This is a genomic window from Streptomyces sp. NPDC053069 (assembly GCF_044546895.1).
In the GTDB taxonomy this organism is placed as follows: domain Bacteria; phylum Actinomycetota; class Actinomycetes; order Streptomycetales; family Streptomycetaceae; genus Streptomyces.
On record NZ_JBITZN010000004.1, the window covers coordinates 50,816 to 65,918 of the forward strand.

The 15,103-nt window shown below is 70.1% G+C and carries 13 protein-coding genes and 1 pseudogene; 4 read left to right on the top strand and 10 right to left on the bottom strand.

Annotated elements, in window-relative coordinates; all coding sequences use genetic code 11:
- Positions 1 to 174: 174 nt before the first annotated feature.
- Positions 175 to 771, bottom strand: a pseudogene (gene lxmJ, locus ACIGXP_RS10080) (F420-dependent peptide dehydroalanine reductase LxmJ); the annotation flags it as partial.
- A gap of 105 nt (positions 772 to 876) precedes the next feature.
- Here lxmJ and ACIGXP_RS10085 point away from each other — a divergent pair.
- Positions 877 to 1,470 (top strand): hypothetical protein, encoded by a 594-nt coding sequence (locus tag ACIGXP_RS10085; protein ID WP_399766271.1) that lies wholly within the window; start codon positions 877 to 879, stop codon positions 1,468 to 1,470.
- A gap of 81 nt (positions 1,471 to 1,551) precedes the next feature.
- Here the strand turns inward: ACIGXP_RS10085 and ACIGXP_RS10090 are convergent, their stop codons facing one another.
- Positions 1,552 to 1,797, bottom strand: a complete 246-nt coding sequence (locus ACIGXP_RS10090; protein WP_399766273.1) for a LuxR family transcriptional regulator — start codon at positions 1,795 to 1,797, stop codon at positions 1,552 to 1,554.
- Positions 1,798 to 2,249: 452 nt separating this feature from the next.
- Between ACIGXP_RS10090 and ACIGXP_RS10095 the strand changes: the two genes are divergently transcribed.
- Positions 2,250 to 4,280: a fibronectin type III domain-containing protein gene (locus ACIGXP_RS10095; protein WP_399766276.1), complete on the top strand. Its 2,031-nt coding sequence runs from the start codon at positions 2,250 to 2,252 to the stop codon at positions 4,278 to 4,280.
- 80 nt (positions 4,281 to 4,360) lie between these two features.
- On the opposite strand, the gene ACIGXP_RS10100 is transcribed toward ACIGXP_RS10095, so the two are convergent.
- From ACIGXP_RS10100 to ACIGXP_RS10120, 5 genes are all read right to left on the bottom strand, one after another.
- Complete coding sequence (locus ACIGXP_RS10100) at positions 4,361 to 4,813, bottom strand: heat shock protein transcriptional repressor HspR (RefSeq protein ID WP_363215120.1); 453 nt, start codon at positions 4,811 to 4,813, stop codon at positions 4,361 to 4,363.
- A 5-nt stretch (positions 4,814 to 4,818) separates the two neighbouring features.
- Positions 4,819 to 5,991, bottom strand: a complete 1,173-nt coding sequence (gene dnaJ / locus ACIGXP_RS10105) for a molecular chaperone DnaJ (protein ID WP_363215121.1) — start codon at positions 5,989 to 5,991, stop codon at positions 4,819 to 4,821.
- A gap of 36 nt (positions 5,992 to 6,027) precedes the next feature.
- Positions 6,028 to 6,699: a nucleotide exchange factor GrpE gene (gene grpE / locus ACIGXP_RS10110; protein ID WP_363215122.1), complete on the bottom strand. Its 672-nt coding sequence runs from the start codon at positions 6,697 to 6,699 to the stop codon at positions 6,028 to 6,030.
- Positions 6,696 to 8,543 carry a molecular chaperone DnaK gene (gene dnaK, locus ACIGXP_RS10115; RefSeq protein ID WP_363215123.1) on the bottom strand — a complete coding sequence of 616 codons (1,848 nt, stop codon included), beginning with the start codon at positions 8,541 to 8,543 and terminating at the stop codon, positions 6,696 to 6,698. Before dnaK ends, grpE begins: the two co-directional genes overlap by 4 nt.
- Before the next feature lie 94 nt (positions 8,544 to 8,637).
- Complete coding sequence (locus tag ACIGXP_RS10120) at positions 8,638 to 9,657, bottom strand: MraY family glycosyltransferase (protein ID WP_363215124.1); 1,020 nt, start codon at positions 9,655 to 9,657, stop codon at positions 8,638 to 8,640.
- 200 nt (positions 9,658 to 9,857) lie between these two features.
- Here ACIGXP_RS10120 and ACIGXP_RS10125 point away from each other — a divergent pair, with 200 nt between their 5' ends.
- Positions 9,858 to 12,125: a (Fe-S)-binding protein gene (locus ACIGXP_RS10125; RefSeq protein WP_399766282.1), complete on the top strand. Its 2,268-nt coding sequence runs from the start codon at positions 9,858 to 9,860 to the stop codon at positions 12,123 to 12,125.
- 293 nt (positions 12,126 to 12,418) lie between these two features.
- On the opposite strand, the gene ACIGXP_RS10130 is transcribed toward ACIGXP_RS10125, so the two are convergent.
- On the bottom strand, positions 12,419 to 12,742 hold the full coding sequence (locus ACIGXP_RS10130; protein WP_363215127.1) for an antibiotic biosynthesis monooxygenase: 324 nt from the start codon (positions 12,740 to 12,742) through the stop codon (positions 12,419 to 12,421).
- A gap of 105 nt (positions 12,743 to 12,847) precedes the next feature.
- On the opposite strand from ACIGXP_RS10130, the gene ACIGXP_RS10135 reads away from it, so the two are divergent.
- A complete protein-coding gene (locus ACIGXP_RS10135; RefSeq protein WP_399766285.1) occupies positions 12,848 to 13,921 on the top strand; it encodes a YIP1 family protein in 1,074 nt (357 codons plus the stop codon).
- 66 nt (positions 13,922 to 13,987) lie between these two features.
- Here ACIGXP_RS10135 and ACIGXP_RS10140 read toward each other — a convergent pair whose 3' ends face one another.
- Together ACIGXP_RS10140 and dcd are read right to left on the bottom strand one after the other, a co-directional pair.
- Complete coding sequence (locus ACIGXP_RS10140; RefSeq protein ID WP_363215129.1) at positions 13,988 to 14,485, bottom strand: phosphoribosyltransferase; 498 nt, start codon at positions 14,483 to 14,485, stop codon at positions 13,988 to 13,990.
- Positions 14,486 to 14,499: 14 nt separating this feature from the next.
- Positions 14,500 to 15,075 carry a dCTP deaminase gene (dcd, locus tag ACIGXP_RS10145; RefSeq protein WP_351243622.1) on the bottom strand — a complete coding sequence of 192 codons (576 nt, stop codon included), beginning with the start codon at positions 15,073 to 15,075 and terminating at the stop codon, positions 14,500 to 14,502.
- Between the last annotated feature and the right edge of the window lie 28 nt (positions 15,076 to 15,103).

Here is a 15,103-nt window from a genome sequence, read left to right on the forward strand (position 1 = left end):
AGACAACGCGCAGGCCGCACCCGACGTCAAGCCGAACTACTTAACGAGTCCGCAACACCACCCTCGGCTCACTCTGTGAAGGCCGAGCAAAATCCCCTCCAAACACTCTTTACGGACCCTTCATCCAAGGAGACTTCAGGAGACGGCAAAGGAGACGGCAAGAGAACGGTTCGATCAGATGACCGAACAGACCCGGCCATCCGCGTCCGTACGGCCCGGCCCGCCGGAGCCACAGGCCTCCAGGATCTCCTCCAGGTCCGCGACCGCGGCCGCCACGCCCTCGGTGAGCAGCACCGCCGTCGGATTGAGCAGGACCTCGTCGAGCCCGGCGGCCCGGTATTCGGCCAGGGCCGCCGCGATCTCCTCCGGGCTGCCGGCCACGACCGCCCCGGCCCGCAGCAGTTCGGACGCCGGGCCGGGACCGTCGACGTCCACGCCCGCCCGGCGCAGCATGTCGGCGTAGTGCGGGGCGCCGAGATGGTCCCGGGTGGCGAGGCGGGCCAGCCGGCGCGCGTCCCGGCCCCGGCGGCGGACCGCCACGTGGACGGCGGTCGCGATCCGCGGAGGCGCGGCCCGGCCCGCTGCGGCGGCCCCGGCCGCCAACGCCGGTACGAGGGTGTCCCGCAGGTAGGCGGGCGGGGTCATCCGGGTGATCGCAACGTCCGCGGTCGCCCCCGCCGTACGGGCCATCGCCGGCCGCAGCACCCCGGCGCCGACCTCCACGGGAGCATGCGGGCCCACCGGGGGCAGCGCGGCGTGCAGCCGCGGGAACGTCCGAGGCCCGTCGTCCGTCCCCCATGACGTACGGCTCTTGACTTTCCCTTTACCGACTCGCCGACTCACCGACCGGACAGCAACAGCAAAGGAACGACCCGCATGCCGAAGGACCCGGCACCCAAGTCCACGCCCGACGCCCAGCACGCGGAGCACGAGGAGTACGGGGAGTACGGGGAGTACGGGGACGAGCCGGAGGAGCAGCCCGTCGTCGAGCACGTCGCGGACGACGACCGCTTCGGTGCGGTCACCGTCCGGCTGGACACCCGGGAGGGCGAGGTGACCGTGACGGGCGCGTCGGTGCCCCGGGTGGTCCTGCGCCGCGCGGCCGGTACCCAGCCGGCGGACCATGTGCCGATCGGCACCCGGGACGGCGCCCGGCTGACGCTCACCGTCGACGGCGCCGAGGCCGAGGTGGATCCCGCCAAGGGCCGGCTGACCAGGCGTTCGTACCGCGTCGACGTCCGGCACGGGGACCGCTGCTGGCGTCTGGTGCCCGACTCGATCCCGGGCAGCCGGCTGCTGCGCGGCGAGGAGCCCCTCGGGGAGTTCACCTCGGAGGGGAACGGACGGGTGGCCGCCGAGTGGGGCGAGGACGCGGCCGTCGGCTACGCGCTGGCCGCCGCGTTCGGCACCGGGGCGCAGCCGATGTGGATGATCGCCATCGAGATGGTCGGTGACATGCTTCCCGGCTGACCGCTCGTCACGCCCGGGCCGGACCCTTCCGGTGGTGTACCGGAGGGGCCCGGCCCGGGCGTCGTGGGAATCAGCCGCGGATCAGCCGCGGTCGGCCCGGATGTCGTCGGCGTACAGGTGCGAGACGATCGCCGCCTGGAGCCGCGACGTGAGGTCGAGCTTGCGCATGATGCTGGCGGTGTGCGCCCGCACCGTCCGCTCCGCGATGCCCAGCCGGCGCGCGAGCCGGCGGTTCTGCTCGCCGGTGGCGAGCAGCAGCAGGACCTCCCGCTCCCGTTCGGTGGGCGCGGAGAAGTCCGGCGCGGCTTCCCGTACGGCAACTGCCATGTGGTTCCCCCTGGATGCGATCGGTCGTCCGGCTCTCCAGCCTGCCAACCGCCGGGTGCCGGCACGGGCCCGCGAGCCCGCAGCTTGCTGCAGCCGGAACGGCGCGTGATCAGCGCGGTGGCCGCCGGAGGCGGTTGCGGCCGCCGCGCGGACCAGTTCCAGTTCCTGGAAACCCGCCGCTGCGACGCCGTCGTTCACTGCCAGCCGTTCACGGACGAACAAGCCGGCTGCCCCTGTACTTCATGATCACGACTCTGCCACCCGTGGGTGCGGGCACTGAAGGGGAGCCGTTGTCAGGATCCTGCACGGCCCGGGGCACCTTCATGCCAGCCCGGCCACGGCCCCCACCAGGAGTTCAAAGGGAGGCAAAGGTCCGTACAACCAACCCCCTCGGCCGCGAGTCATGATCACCGCCAGCCGTATGCCGCCCTCCGACTCGACCAGAGGACCGAATGAACCCAGCCAGATGCGCGACCGCCGCGGCCGTCGTACTCGTCACCGCCGGCGGCCTGCTGAGCGCGGTCACCGCGTCCGCCTCTGCCACGGTGAACTGTGCCTCGCCGGTGTACAAACGGACGTTCTATGCGAACACCACGTTCTCCGGCACGCCGCAGAAGACCGACTGCGACTCCGCCATCGACCAGAACTGGAGCGGGGCGCCCGCCACCGGCCTGCCGAAGGACGGCTTCGGCGTCCGCTGGACCGTCACCCGCGACTTCGGCTCCGGCGGACCCTTCACGTTCGCCGTCTCCGGCACCGACGGCATCCGGGCCTACCTGGACGGCGTCCGCAAGGTCGACCTCTGGTCCAACACCTCGACCGCGCGCGCCAGGACCGTCTACGTCACCGTCCCGCAGGGCAGGCACACCCTGCGGCTCGACTACGTCAACTGGACCGGCAGCGCCCAGGTGAAGTTCGCCTACACACCGCGCACCTCCGCCACCGTCGACAAGGTCGCACCGCTCGCCCCGACCGGGGTCGCCTGGGACCACTACACCGGTGACCCGGACGGCATACACGCTCAGCTCAGCTGGGCGAAGAGCAAGGAGATGGACCTCGCCGGGTACCGCGTGTACCGACGGGTGGCGGGCACGAGCAGCTACACACGGGTCGGTACGACCACGGCGACCGCCTTCAGCGAACGGCCGCCGCAGACCGGCCAGTCGTACTACTACGAGGTCCGCGCCTACGACAAGGCCGGCAACGAATCACCCGGAAGCACCGACCAGGGCCCGGTGCCGTCATGGGACCGGACCCCGCCGGCCGCCCCGAAGCTCACCGCGGCCGGCACGGAGGACGCCAACCAGTTGTCCTGGACGGCCGTCCAGGACGCCGTCGGCTACCGGGTGTACCGCAAGGCCGCCGACGGCACCTCCTTCACCCAGCTCACCGACACCACCTCCACCGGCTACACGGACACCCAGGCGGCCTACCGCACGGCCTACGACTACAAGGTCGCCGCCGTCGACGCGCACGGCAACGCCGCGGAGTCCGCCGTCGTGAGCGCCACCCGGACCATCACGCCGCCGCAGGACGTCACGGTGGACACGAGCAGCGGCGAGCTGGTGCTCCGCTGGACCGAACCCGTCGGCACCGCCGACTACACCGTGCGCCGCTCGGCCGACATCGCCGACGGCTCCCGCAACTGGCAGACCCTCACCTGCGGTTCCCCCACGAGCACCACGGACGCCGCCGGCAACACCGTGCGCACCTGTGCCGACTACTCCGGCCACCGCGGGCGCACCTACCACTACACGGTGCTGCGCAAGGACGCCTCCGGCCGCTGGTCCGTGCCCTCCGCCGAGGTCACCGCCACCCGGCCCGGCGACGAGACACCGCCGCCGATCGTGACCGGGCTGGCCGCCGAGCCCCTGGAGTACGGCATCCGCCTGTCCTGGCAGCCCAGCACCGCGCCGGACCTGGCGTACTACGCCCTCTACCAGCAGCAGGACACGTCCCACGACCCCGAGTACGTCGGCAAGGTGGACGCGTCGGAAACGCAGACTCTGCTGCCCTGGCCGGCCGACGGCTCGTCGCGGCGCCTGTTCGTCGTGGCTGTGGACGTCTACGGCAACTCCCTGACCTACGTGGACGATCCGTACGTCGACGACTGGAGCGTGCCCGTCGGCTCCGTCCCGGTGACCGCGCTCGACCTCCGGCCCACGACGGTCCCGGACGCCACCTCCGGCTGCCAGACGATCACCTGGAACACCAGGAGCGGGGTCACGCTGGAGCCGTGGTGCCCGTACGAGGACATCTCCAAGGTGACCGGCTTCCACGTCTACCGCTGGGACCGCGCCCAGGGCCGGTTCGTCCGGCTGACGCAGACCGCTGTGCCCAGGGGCAGTGCCGACTGGGTCTGGACCGACACCGACGCCCCCGCCGGTACGACCCTCTACTACATGATCTCCCTGGTCTCGGCGGACGGCACCGAGGCCTTCGCCGACATGGACTACGCCATCACCCGGCCGAGCACGTCCTGACCTTCCCGGCCTGCCCGGCCTTCCGGCATGACGAAGGGGCCCGCGGTCTCCCGCGGGCCCCTTCGCGTGTTCCACTCAGGTCAGTCCTGTTGCTGCTGCCGCTTCGGCCGCCACACCACCAGCGCGCTGGTCTGCTGGACCTCCTGGTACGGGACCAGGTCGCGGCGGTAGGAGGCGTGGACGGCGGCCTCGCGCTGCTGCATCGCGGCCGCCGCGCCGTCCAGGGCCGCCTGCAGTTCCGCGACGCGGGACTGCAGGGCGGCGACCTGGTTCTCCAGTTCGATGATGCGCTTGATGCCGGCCAGGTTGATGCCCTCGTCCTGCGACAACTGCTGCACCTGGCGGAGCAGTTCGATGTCGCGGGCCGAGTAGCGGCGGCCCCGGCCCGCGGTGCGGTCCGGGGAGACCAGGCCGAGGCGGTCGTACTGGCGCAGCGTCTGCGGGTGGAGTCCGGAGAGCTGGGCCGCCACCGAGATGACGTAGACCGGGGTCTCCTCGGTCAGTTCATACGGGTTACGTCGACGGCCGTCCATCTCTCTCAGTCTCCCTTCGCGGCCTCGAACAGCTCCGCCCGCGGATCCTCACCCGCGGTCGCCTCGCGATACGCCTCCAGTGCGTCACGAGCCTTCCCCGACAGGTCCTTGGGGACACGCACCTCGACGGTGACCAGAAGGTCGCCGCGGGTGCCGTCCTTGCGGACCGCGCCCTTGCCGCGGGCGCGCATGGTGCGGCCGTTGGGCGTGCCGGGCGGCAGTTTCAGGGTGACGGCCGGGCCGCCGAGGGTCGGCACCCTCACCTCGCCGCCGAGCGCGGCCTCGGTGAAGGTCACCGGGACGGTCACCGTGAGGTTGTCGCCCTTGCGCCCGAACACCGGGTGCTCGCCGACGTGCACGACCACGTACAGGTCGCCCGCCGGTCCGCCCCGCTCGCCGGGCGCGCCCTTGCCGCGCAGCCGGATGCGCTGCCCGTCGGTCACGCCGGCCGGGATGCGGACCTGCATCGTGCGCGAGGACTTGGCGCGGCCGCTGCCCTTGCACTCGATGCACGGGTTCTCGGCGACCAGGCCGCGGCCCTTGCAGTCGGGGCAGGGATCGGTGAGCGAGAAGCCGCCGCCGGAGCCCCGGGAGACCTGCCCGGTGCCGACGCAGGTCGGGCACATGCGCGGTGTGCCGTTCTTGTCGCCGGTGCCGGCACAGGCCTTGCAGGGCGCCTGGGAGGACATCCTGAGCGGCACCGTGGCGCCCTCGATGGCCTCCGTGAAGCTCAGCGTGACCTCGGTGTCGATGTCCTGGCCGCGCCGGGGCTGGGTGCGTGCGCCCGTGGCCCCGCCGCGGTTGAACAGGCCCCCGAAGACGTCACCGAGTCCGCCGCCGAAGCCGCCGGCACCCCCGCCCTGGGCGCCACCTCCGAAGAGGTCGCCCAGGTCGAAGTTGAAGGAGCCGCCGGCGCCCGGCCCGGGGCGGAAGCCGCCGTTGCCGAACAGGGCGCGCGCCTCGTCGTACTCCTTGCGCTTCTTGGGGTCGCCGAGGATGTCGTTCGCCTCGGAGATCTCCTTGAAGCGCTCCTCGGCCTTGGTGTTGCCCTTGTTGGCGTCCGGGTGGAACTCGCGGGCGAGCTTCCGGTACGCCTTCTTGATCTCGGCCTCGGTGGCGTCCTTGGGGACGCCGAGGACCTTGTAGTAGTCCTTCTCGATGAAGTCCTTGGTGCTCATCCTCGACGTCCCTCCTTCCTGTCTGCGGTGATCACGTCAGCCCTCGTCCGGGCCACCGTTCTCCTTGTCGTCGGCGGAGCCGGCCTGCTTCGCCTCGGTGTTCTCCTCGGCGCCCTCGGCCTTGACGGTCTGTGCGCCGGGCTGCGGCTCGGCGACGGCCACCCGCGCGGGGCGGATGGTGCGCTCGCCGATGCGATACCCGGGCTGCAGGATCGCCACGCAGGTCGTCTCGGTGACGTCCGGCGCGTAGGAGTGCATCAGCGCCTCGTGGATCGTCGGGTCGAAGGGCTCGCCCTCCTTGCCGAACTGCTGCAGCCCCATCTTCGCCGCGACGGTCTCCAGCGACTCGGCCACCGACTTGAAGCCGCCGACCAGTTCACCGTGTTCCCGCGCGCGGCCGATGTCGTCGAGCACGGGCAGCAGCTCGGTCAGGAGGTTCGCGATGGCGATCTCCTTGACCGCGATGCGGTCCCGCTCGACCCGGCGGCGGTAGTTCTGGTACTCGGCCTGGAGGCGCTGGAGGTCCGCCGTGCGCTCACCGAGCGCCGTGCGCACCTGGTCCAGCTGGGCCACCAGGCCCGCGTCTGCAGTTCCGTCCCCGGCCGGGGCCGCCCCCTCCTGGGGGGCGGCCTTCGACTCGGCGTCGTCGGGGGTGGCGCCGGAGGGGACGTCGGGCTTCTCTTCAAAGCCCGGGGTCTCCTCCGTCACGCGGCACCGTCCTTGCGCTCGTCGTCCACGATCTCGGCGTCCACGACGTCGTCGTCAGCGGGCTTGCCGCCCTGGGCGGCGCCCTCCGGACCGCCGGCGCCCTGCGCGGCCTGGGCGTCGGCGTACATGGCCTGGCCCAGCTTCTGCGAGACGGCAGCGACCTTCTCGGTGGCGGTGCGGATCTCGGCGGTGTCCTCGCCCTTGAGCTTCTCCTTCAGCTCGGCGACGGCGGACTCCACCTCGGTCTTGATCTCGCCGGGGACCTTGTCCTCGTTGTCCTTGAGGAACTTCTCGGTCTGGTAGACGAGCTGCTCGCCCTGGTTGCGGGTCTCGGCGGCCTCGCGGCGGCGGTGGTCCTCCTCCGCGTACTGCTCGGCCTCCTGGCGCATGCGGTCGACCTCGTCCTTCGGCAGCGAGGAGCCGCCGGTGACGGTCATCTTCTGCTCCTTGCCCGTGCCCAGGTCCTTGGCCGTGACGTGCATGATGCCGTTGGCGTCGATGTCGAAGGACACCTCGATCTGCGGGACGCCACGGGGCGCCGGGGGCAGACCGGTCAGCTCGAACATGCCGAGCTTCTTGTTGTACGCCGCGATCTCGCGCTCGCCCTGGTAGACCTGGATCTGCACCGACGGCTGGTTGTCCTCGGCCGTGGTGAAGATCTCCGAGCGCTTGGTCGGGATCGTGGTGTTGCGCTCGATCAGCTTGGTCATGATGCCGCCCTTGGTCTCGATACCGAGGGACAGCGGGGTGACGTCGAGCAGCAGGACGTCCTTGACCTCGCCCTTGAGGACACCGGCCTGGAGCGAGGCGCCGATGGCGACGACCTCGTCCGGGTTGACGCCCTTGTTGGCCTCCTTGCCGCCGGTCAGCTCCTTGACGAGCTCGGCGACGGCGGGCATACGGGTGGAGCCACCGACGAGGACGACGTGGTCGATCTCGTTGATGGAGATGCCGGCGTCCTTGATGACGTTGTGGAACGGCGTCTTGCAGCGCTCCAGCAGGTCGGCCGTCAGCTGCTGGAACTGAGCCCGGGTGAGCTTCTCGTCCAGGTGCAGCGGGCCCTCGGCGGACGCGGTGATGTAGGGAAGGTTGATCGAGGTCTCGGTGGAGGAGGACAGCTCGATCTTGGCCTTCTCGGCGGCCTCGCGCAGACGCTGCAGGGCCATCTTGTCCTTGGACAGGTCCACGCCGTGGCCGGACTGGAACTGCTTGACCAGGTAGTCGACGACGCGCTGGTCCCAGTCGTCACCACCGAGGTGGTTGTCACCGTTGGTGGCCTTCACCTCGACGACGCCGTCGCCGATCTCCAGGAGGGACACGTCGAAGGTGCCGCCACCGAGGTCGAAGACGAGGATCGTCTGGTCGTCCTTGTCGAGGCCGTAGGCCAGCGCGGCGGCGGTCGGCTCGTTGACGATGCGCAGGACGTTCAGACCGGCGATCTCACCGGCCTCCTTGGTCGCCTGACGCTCGGAGTCGTTGAAGTAGGCCGGGACGGTGATGACCGCGTCGGTCACCTTCTCGCCCAGGTAGGCCTCGGCGTCCCGCTTCAGCTTCTGCAGGATGAACGCGGAGATCTGCTGCGGGTTGAAGTCCTTGCCGTCGAGCTGGATCTTCCAGTCGGTACCCATGTGGCGCTTCACCGAGCGGATGGTCCGGTCCACGTTCGTGACCGCCTGGCGCTTGGCGACCTCGCCGACGAGCACCTCACCGTTCTTGGCGAAGGCGACGACGGACGGCGTGGTCCTGGCGCCCTCGGCGTTGGTGATGACGGTGGGCTCGCCGCCCTCCAGAACGCTGACGACGGAGTTAGTCGTGCCCAGGTCGATGCCGACCGCACGTGCCATGGTTGATTCCTCCAGCTGACTTGAGTGCAACGGACTCAAGTGTGCATGACGGCCACCGCTGGGTCAACAGACCTGAGTCGCCAAGGCTCAAGTCTTATCCGTTCCTTACACGCAACTGGCCGCTGACCTGCGTCGATTCCGTGCGCCGCGGCGACTGGACAGGCATGCGAAGGAGGACGAGCACCACCAGCAGCGCCGCTCCGGCCACCCAGAGCACGGCGCCCTCCCCGGTCCATCCGGTGTGCACGAGCACCCCGACGAGCACCGAGGAGAAGGAGCCGGCACCCAGCAGCACGACCGAGCCCGGCGGGGTCAGCCCGAGCGGCCGCATCCGGTGCGCGAGATGGTCCGGGCCGCGCCGCAGCAGCGGGCGCCGGGCCAGCCCCCGGGCGAGGACCACGAGGACGGCGTCGGCGATCGCCACCGCACCGAGGCAGAACATCACCGCCGCGCTCGGCGCCAGGTCGTACCCCGCGCGCGTGAAGACGAGGGACGACGACAGCAGGAACCCGGTGAACAGCGAGCCGCAGGCGCCGAGCCCGATCCGGGCGGGGTGCCAGTTGTGCATCAGGAAGCCGGTGAGGGCCGCGGCGAACACGCTCAGCAGGACGGCGAGCCCGTCCATCAGCTCGGCGGCGGCACAGGCCCCGGCCCCGAAGGCGGTGACGACCCCGACGGTGCCGGCCAGCCCGTCCGCGTGGTCGAGCCCCTTGAAGGCCAGCGAGGCGACGACGATCCACACCAGCGCGAGCAGCCCGCCCGGCACGCCCGTCGCGTCGTACGGCACCACGCAGGCCGCCGCCACGGTCGTACCGGCGACGAGCACCCGCGCGCGCAGCCGCCACACGTCCGCGACCAGCCCCAGCGCGGCGACCGAGCAGGCGGCGACCAGCAGGCGGACGACCCCGTCACCGAGCGGGGCGACCCGGGTCCACTGCCCCATCCAGGTGACCAGGCAGGTGACGACCACCACGGCGAGCCCGCCGAGCAGCGGCAGCCGCCGCTGCCGGCGCCGGTCGACGATGCCCGCCCGCAGCGCGGGGACCCTGAGCAGCGCCGCGAGGACGGCGGCGAGGAGCAGGGCGGCGGTGGCGGCGGCGATCCCGTAGAGCACGGCTCTAAGGTAGGGGCGAATGTAGCAATTCGGTACGAATAACACGATCCGATGACCCGTGGGATGATGCGCATCACCCCGCGCCCGGCTGCATCCCGCAGGAAGATGGGGGTAATCTCAAACGGACTGCATAAGTTACCGCTTAGTAATGTCGCCCGTTTAAGTCGCCCAGTCAGTTCGAGGCCGCCTCAGGAGCCCCAATGCAACTCGCCGCGATCATCGTGTCGCTGGTCCTGATCGTGGTCGGCGTGGCACTGTTCGGCCGCGCCCTCCTCCAGATCTACAACTTCATGAGGCTGGGCCAGTCGGTACCGGCCGGCACGCGGACCAACGACCCCGCACAACGCGTCCTCACCGTGGTCAGGGAGTTCCTCGGCCACACCCGGATGAACCGCTGGGGTGTCGTCGGTGTGGCGCACTGGTTCGTGGCAGTGGGCTTCTTCACCCTGCTGCTGACGATCGTCAACGCGATCGGACAGCTGTTCCAGGCGGACTGGATCCTGCCGGTCATCGGCGAATGGGCGCCGTACAACATCTACGTCGAGTTCATCGGCACCATGACGGTGGTCGGCATCCTGGTGCTGATCGGCATCCGCCAGCTGAGCCACCCGCGCAAGCCGGGCCGCAAGTCCCGCTTCGCCGGTTCCAACTTCGGCCAGGCGTACTTCGTCGAGGCCGTCATCCTCATCGTCGGCGTCTGCATCTTCATGCTGCACGCCCTGGAGGGCGCCCAGCACCACGTCGACGGCTACGAGGCCTCCTTCTTCCTCTCGTACCCGGTCGTGTCGTGGCTGAAGGGCATGGACGTCTCCACGCTCCAGAACCTCACCTACTTCTTCGCCGGCCTGAAGATCGCGACCTCCTTCATCTGGATGATCACGGTCGCCCTGAAGACCGACATGGGTGTGGCCTGGCACCGCTTCCTGGCGTTCCCGAACATCTACTTCAAGCGCAACGCCACCGGCGAGACCTCCCTCGGCGCCCTGCTTCCGATGACCTCCGGCGGCAAGCCGATCGACTTCACCGACCCCGGCGAGGACGACGTCTTCGGTGTCTCCCAGGTCGAGCAGTTCTCCTGGAAGGGCCTGCTGGACTTCTCCACCTGCACCGAGTGCGGCCGCTGCCAGTCGCAGTGCCCCGCCTGGAACACCGGCAAGCCGCTCTCCCCGAAGCTGCTGATCATGTCCCTGCGGGACCACGCGCACGCCAAGGCGCCGTACCTGCTGGCCGGCGGCGGCAAGACGATGGAGGGCGAGGAGAAGGCCTCCGAGGAGCAGCTGAAGGACGTCCCCGCGGCCGCCCTCGCCGAGGCCGAGCGCCCGCTGATCGGCACCGCCGAGGAGAACGGCGTCATCGACCCGGACGTCCTGTGGTCCTGCACCACCTGCGGCGCCTGCGTCGAGCAGTGCCCGGTGGACATCGAGCACGTCGACCACATCGTCGACATGCGCCGCTACCAGGTGATGATCGAGTCCGCGTTCCCGTCCGAGGCGGGCACGATGCTCAAGAACCTGGAGAAGAAGGGCAACCCCTGGGGCCTGGCGAAGAAGCAGCGCCTGGAGTGGACCAAGGAGGTCGACTTCGAGGTCCCGGTCGTCGGCAAGGACATCGAGGACCTGTCCGAGGTCGAGTACCTGTACTGGGTCGGCTGCGCCGGCGCCCTGGAGGACCGCGCCAAGAAGACCACGAAGGCCTTCGCCGAGCTGCTGCACATCGCGGGCGTGAAGTTCGCGATCATGGGCGGCGACGAGAAGTGCACCGGTGACTCCGCCCGCCGCCTCGGCAACGAGCCCCTGTTCCAGGAGCTCGGCATGGAGAACGTGGCCGCGCTGAACATGGCGTTCGGCGAGGACGACGAGGACCCCGCGACGAAGAAGCCCAAGTCGGCGAAGAAGATCGTCGCGACCTGCCCGCACTGCCTCAACACGCTCGGCAACGAGTACCCGCAGCTCGGCGGCGACTACGAGGTCATCCACCACACCCAGCTGCTGCAGCACCTGGTGGACGAGGGCAAGCTGATCCCGGTCACCCCGGTCGAGGGCATCATCACCTACCACGACCCGTGCTACCTGGGCCGCCACAACAAGATCTACACGCCTCCGCGCGAGATCATCGGCAAGGTCCCGGGCCTCAGGAACGAGGAGATGCACCGCCACAAGGAGCGCGGCTTCTGCTGCGGCGCCGGCGGTGCCCGGATGTGGATGGAGGAGCGGATCGGCAAGCGCATCAACAACGAGCGCGTCGACGAGGCCCTCTCCCTCAACCCGGACATCGTCTCCACCGCCTGCCCGTTCTGTCTCGTCATGCTGACCGACTCGGTCAACGGCAAGAAGAACGAGGGCAAGGCGAAGGAGTCCATCCAGGTCGTGGACGTCGCCCAGCTGCTGCTCGACTCGGTCAGGACGCCGGTCGACCCGGCGGGCGAGCCGGAGACCGAGAGCGAGCCGGAGCCCGAGCCGGTGAAGTAACCCCCCGGCTCTCCCGCGTACGGCGCCCCCTGCTTCGCACAGGCAGGGGGCGCCGTCGTTTCCGTGGTCCCCTGCCCGGCTGTCACAGATCCGGCCGCTGCCTTGTCCTGCTGATGTGCGCGCGGGCGCACCGGATGTCCGGTGAATGCCGCCGGTGTCCGTCCCCCTCCGGGAACCCGCGTGCCGTCCGTTGCCGAGATGTCCGCCGAGTTCGGCATCGCGGCCTCGACCGCGCAAAAGGCATTGGCCCGTCCGCACAGGGACCGTCGGCAACGGGGCGCCCGGCGCGGCGGCTACTCGCTCTTCGGCCCCGCCTGCTGCACCACCTCGAAGGACCACAGCGTGGAACCGGAGGCCGCCGGCTTCGGCCGCTCCCCCTCCGTGCCGCCCTGATGCGCGGCCTTCATCGGGCCCTCCATCCACGCCTGGAACGACTCCTCGTCCCGCCAGCGCGTGTACACGAGGTAGGTGTCGGTGCCCTCGACGGGCCGCAGCAGCTCGAACCACTCGAAGCCGTCGGAGTTCTCCACGGCGTGGGCGCGGGACGCGAACCGCTTCTCCAGCACCTCCCGCTGCTCGGCGGGCACGGTCAGCACATTGATCTTCACTACGCTCATGGCCCCATCCTGGACCAACGCTCCCCGCTCCGCCTCACCGGCCGAGGGGTCCCCGGGGGAAACCCTGAAGACTCCCTGGTCGAATCGCTGACGGTCCCTTAGGGGATGTCACAGGTCGGCCGCAAAGCCGGGCCCGGAAGCCCGGGCCGGGCACGTCACTCTCCGGGACCAGGTACGTTCGATGACGTGGCTGGATTCAGGATCGGACGCGGGGGCCGGGACAACCGCACCCCCCAAGGACAGCAGGCGCCGCAGGGACCGTCGTACGGCCGGCCCGGACCGCAGCAGGGGCAGCCCGCGGGGCCGTCGTACGGGCAGCCCTCGGGGCCCTCGTACGGCTACCCGCAGACGCCGCAGCGGCCGTACCCGCAGCAGGGGCAGCAGCCGTCGTACCCGCAGCAGGGGCAGCCGTACGGCCGGCAGGGACAGGCGTACGGACACCCGGGCCCGGCCGACGACGGGCCGGAGTACTTCGGGGACGACGGCGGTTACCCGGGCGGCGGCGCTTCCGGCCACGACCCGTACGCGGCCAACAACCCGGGCCACACCCAGGCGTTCTCGATCGACGAGGCCGCCGACTACACCCAGGGCGCGACCTACCACGCCGGTTCGGCCGCCGCACCCGCCGCCCCGCTCGGCCCGCCCCTGCACTGGAAGGACCTGCTGAAGGGGATCATCCTCTCCCCCGACCAGACCTTCCTGCGCATGCGGGACTACACGATGTGGACCCCGGCCCTCATCACCACCTTCCTCTACGGCCTGCTGGCCGTCTTCGGCTTCGACGGCGCCCGCAAGGACGCGATCAGCGCCACGCTCTCCAACGCGGTGCCGATCGTGCTGATAACGGCGGTCGTGATGGTGCTCGGCCTGTTCATCCTGGGCGTGGTCACGCACACGCTGGCCCGCCAGCTCGGCGGCGACGGCGCCTGGCAGCCGACGGTCGGTCTGTCCATGCTGATCACGGCCCTCACGGATGCGCCCCGCCTGGTCTTCGCCATGTTCTTCGGCGGCGACGCCGGCTTCGTCCAGGTCCTCGGCTGGGCCACCTGGATCGGCGCGGGCGCCCTGCTGACGCTGATGGTCTCCCGCTCGCACGACCTGCCCTGGCCGAAGGCGCTGGGCGCGTCGGCGATCCAGCTGATCGCGCTGCTGTCGATCGTGAAGCTCGGCACGTTCTAGTCCCCCGGGCATGCGAGAGGGCCCCCGGCGCCGCGGCGCCGGGGGCCCTTCATGTGCCTGGTGTGCTCAGGCGTCGAGCACCTGTCCGGCCCGCTGCACGACGGGCGGCTCGACGCTCCACGGGAAGTTGATCCACTCATCGGTCCGCTTCCAGACGTACTCGCACTTCACGAGGGAGTGGGACTTCTCATAGATCACCGCGGAGCGCACCTCGGCGACGGTGTCGAGGCAGAAGTCGCGCACGAGCTTCAGCGTCTTGCCGGTGTCGGCGACGTCGTCGGTGATCAGCACCTTCTTGTCAGAGAAGTCGATCACGTTGGGGACGGGCGCGAGCATGACCGGCATCTCCAGGGTCGTCCCCACCCCGGTGTAGAACTCCACGTTTACGAGATGGATGTTCTTGCAGTCCAGGGCATAGGCGAGCCCGCCGGCGACGAACACACCGCCCCGCGCGATGCTGAGCACGATGTCCGGTTCGTACCCGTCGTCGGCGATGGTCTGCGCGAGCTCGCGGATGGCGGCGCCGAAGCGCTCGTAGGTCAGATTCTCCCGAACATCACTCATGCCTGTGGCTGCCCTCACACCTGGGTCCGATGGAAATTGACGTAGGACCGCGAGGCGGTCGGCCCGCGCTGCCCCTGGTACCGGGAGCCGTAGCGCTCGCTGCCGTAGGGGAACTCGGCGGGCGAGGTCAGCCGGAACATGCACAGCTGGCCGATCTTCATCCCGGGCCAGAGCTTGATCGGCAGCGTGGCGAGATTGGACAGTTCGAGCGTCACGTGCCCGCTGAAGCCGGGGTCGATGAACCCGGCGGTGGAGTGCGTGACCAGCCCCAGCCGCCCGAGCGAGCTCTTCCCCTCCAGCCGCGAGGCAAGATCATCAGGCAGCGAGATGACCTCGTACGTGGAGGCGAGCACGAACTCCCCGGGGTGCAGGATGAACGGCTCGTCCCCCTCCGGCTCCACGAGCCGCGTCAGATCGGGCTGCTCGACGGAGGGGTCGATGTGCGGGTAGCGGTGGTTCTCGAACACCCGGAAGTACCGGTCCAGCCGCACGTCGATGCTCGACGGCTGCACCATGGATTCGTCGTAGGGATCGATCCGTACCCGTCCGGCGTCGATCTCGGCCCGGATGTCCTTGTCTGAGAGAAGCACGTAGCGAGGATACGCAAGGCGCGCGGAG

Excerpts from the sequence above, each read along its gene's own strand:
- ACIGXP_RS10095 (WP_399766276.1), top strand. The coding sequence starts at position 2,250 with ATGAACCCAGCCAGATGCGCGACCGCCGCGGCCGTCGTACTCGTCACC.
- ACIGXP_RS10085 (WP_399766271.1), top strand. The coding sequence starts at position 877 with ATGCCGAAGGACCCGGCACCCAAGTCCACGCCCGACGCCCAGCACGCG.
- dnaK (WP_363215123.1), bottom strand. The coding sequence starts at position 8,543 with ATGGCACGTGCGGTCGGCATCGACCTGGGCACGACTAACTCCGTCGTC.
- ACIGXP_RS10100 (WP_363215120.1), bottom strand. The coding sequence starts at position 4,813 with ATGGACGGCCGTCGACGTAACCCGTATGAACTGACCGAGGAGACCCCG.
- ACIGXP_RS10090 (WP_399766273.1), bottom strand. The coding sequence starts at position 1,797 with ATGGCAGTTGCCGTACGGGAAGCCGCGCCGGACTTCTCCGCGCCCACC.
- ACIGXP_RS10140 (WP_363215129.1), bottom strand. The coding sequence starts at position 14,485 with ATGAGTGATGTTCGGGAGAATCTGACCTACGAGCGCTTCGGCGCCGCC.
- ACIGXP_RS10130 (WP_363215127.1), bottom strand. The coding sequence starts at position 12,742 with ATGAGCGTAGTGAAGATCAATGTGCTGACCGTGCCCGCCGAGCAGCGG.
- ACIGXP_RS10135 (WP_399766285.1), top strand. The coding sequence starts at position 12,848 with ATGTCACAGGTCGGCCGCAAAGCCGGGCCCGGAAGCCCGGGCCGGGCA.
- ACIGXP_RS10125 (WP_399766282.1), top strand. The coding sequence starts at position 9,858 with ATGCAACTCGCCGCGATCATCGTGTCGCTGGTCCTGATCGTGGTCGGC.
- dnaJ (WP_363215121.1), bottom strand. The coding sequence starts at position 5,991 with ATGAGCACCAAGGACTTCATCGAGAAGGACTACTACAAGGTCCTCGGC.